1 pseudogene is annotated in these 249 nt (G+C 48.2%); it reads right to left on the reverse strand.

The features are described from left to right. Positions 1–201, reverse strand: a pseudogene (locus AAEZ10_RS27615) (methionine sulfoxide reductase); the annotation flags it as partial. Positions 202–249: the final 48 nt, after the last annotated feature.

Here is a 249-nt window from a genome sequence, read left to right on the forward strand (position 1 = left end):
CTCATAGCCTGCTTCCACGCACCAAAAACACCCACCAGCGACCGTTGCTACTGCCAGTCCTGGAGTCGTCGGCGCATAAGGATTGGCAGCATTTACATCCTTCACAGCGGTGTTGGTTTCGGTAGAAGCACAACCTGCGTACAACGCACTGCTTGCCACGATCACTAATCCGATAATTCTAGACGGCAATATACGATTCATAACTATTTCCTAAAAGAATTTTCGTGTAACTATAGTGACCCCTTGGTG

Source organism: Pseudomonas sp. H26/SER47-MNA-CIBAN-0231 (assembly GCF_040310465.1).
Lineage (GTDB): Bacteria > Pseudomonadota > Gammaproteobacteria > Pseudomonadales > Pseudomonadaceae > Aquipseudomonas > Aquipseudomonas atacamensis.